Genomic DNA, 1,787 nt, shown 5'->3' on the forward strand with positions numbered 1-1,787 from the left:
GGGTACCACCGGTCAGACGATCGGTCAGAAGATGGTCAAGATCAAGACCGTCAGCGAGCAGACCGGTCAGCCGGTCGGTTTCGGCAACGCGTTCCTGCGGGAGCTCTGCCACGCGCTCGACAGCCTTGCTTGCTACGTCGGTTTCTTGGCGCCATTGTGGGACGAGAAGCGGCAGACCTGGGCGGACAAGATCATGCAGACCGTGGTGGTGCGCGCGGACGACCAGCCCGGTGCGCCCCAGGCCGGATACGGCCAGCCCGGATACCCGCAGCAGCAGGCCGGGTATCCGCAGCCGCAGCCTGGCCAGCCGCAGCAGCCCGGGTTTCCCCCACCGCCTGGGTACGGCCAGTGATGGTGCTCTGATTCGCAACGCGGGGTAGGTGGTCTCCAGCGGAGACCACCCGGTTGGTTCGCGCCGGTGCCGACAGGTGCTGGTTGACCACCGGGGTCATCGATCGTTTCGCTGGTTCGCGTTGAAGGGGAACATTCGTGACGAGTCCCTATCCTCCGTCCGGGCCGCAGTCCTTCGGCCAGCCGTCGGGCGGATTTCCGCAGCAGCCCGGGTTCCCTGCGCCGCAGCAGCCCGGCCAGCCGGTTCCGCAGCACGGAGCCCTCGCGGGGGGATACCCGCCCGGTCATCACCCGGCGGGTGAGCTGGCCCCGTGGGGCACGCGGGTGCTGGGGTACCTCGTCGATGTCGGGGTGCCCGTCGTCGTCTACACCCTCGTGGCGCTCATCATCGGTGTGCTGAGCGGCTTGCTCTTCAGCTCCGGAAGTGGCGGCGGTATCGCTGCCGGCGTGATCCTCATCCTGGTGTTCGTGGTGCTCGCCGTGTTCGGTCTCGCCGGTTTCCAGATCTGGAACTCGGCATACCGCCGGGGGACCAAAGGCCAGACGATCGGTCAGAAGATGGTCAAGATCAAGACCGTCAGCGAGGAGACCGGTCAGCCGATCGGTTTCGGCAACGCGTTCTTGCGCGATCTTTGCCATGGACTCGACGGGTTGGCCTGCGGCGTCGGCTACTTGGCGCCGTTGTGGGACGAGAAGCGGCAGACCTGGGCGGACAAGATCGTGCGCACCGTGGTGGTGCGTGTGGACTCCCAGCCCGGTTCGTTCCAATCTGGACATCCGCAGCAGCCCGGGTTCCCGCAGCCGCCCGGGTACGGCCAGTGATAATGCTCTGGCTCGCGGCGTGAGTTTCGCCGGGTGGTTTTCAGCGGAGGCTGGAGATCACCCGGCCGGTCCGCGTTGGTTCCGGTCGGTGCCGCTCCGATCGGTGAGAGCGTTGTGCTGGTTCGTGTTGAAGAGGGAGCATTCGTGACGAGTCCCTATCCTCCGTCCGGGCCGCAGTCCTTCGGTCAACCGTCGGGCGGGTTCCCGCAGCAGCCCGGCGCGCCTGCGCTGCCGCAGCAGCCCGGACAGCCGGTTCCGCAGTACGGTGCCCCCGCTGGTGGGGCTTACCCGCCGGGGTACCACCCGGCGGGTGAGTTGGCCTCGTGGGGCACGCGGTTCCTGGGCTATCTCGTCGATGTCGGGCTGCCCAACATCGCCTACACCATCGTGATGTTCATTTTCACTTTCCTGGGCATTTTCTTGACCGGTGGCGCTAGCAGCGGTAGTGCAGCCGGCGTACTCGTCGAGGTGGTGGCCTACGTCGTCGGTCCGCTCCTCTATACCGCCTTCATGATCTGGAACCTGGCGTATCGCCGGGGTACCACCGGTCAGACGATCGGTCAGAAGATGGTCAAGATCAAGACCGTCAGCGAGCAGACCGGTCAGCCGGTCGG

Annotated in this window: 3 protein-coding genes; all 3 read left to right on the forward strand. The window is 66.4% G+C overall.

The features are described from left to right. Window positions 1-352: RDD family protein (locus tag SREC43747_RS22110; RefSeq protein ID WP_029722987.1), on the forward strand; the 352-nt coding region annotated here is incomplete at its 5' end. Window positions 353-489: 137 nt separating this feature from the next. Then, the gene (locus tag SREC43747_RS0119155) at window positions 490-1,173 is read left to right on the forward strand and encodes an RDD family protein (RefSeq protein ID WP_081722702.1); all 684 of its coding nucleotides are present in this window, start codon (window positions 490-492) and stop codon (window positions 1,171-1,173) included. Window positions 1,174-1,317: 144 nt separating this feature from the next. Next, on the forward strand, window positions 1,318-1,787 hold a 470-nt coding region (locus SREC43747_RS21205; RefSeq protein WP_161631134.1), incomplete at its 3' end, for an RDD family protein.

Origin of the sequence: Saccharopolyspora rectivirgula DSM 43747, assembly GCF_000497205.1 — a bacterium.
Taxonomy (GTDB): domain Bacteria; phylum Actinomycetota; class Actinomycetes; order Mycobacteriales; family Pseudonocardiaceae; genus Saccharopolyspora; species Saccharopolyspora rectivirgula.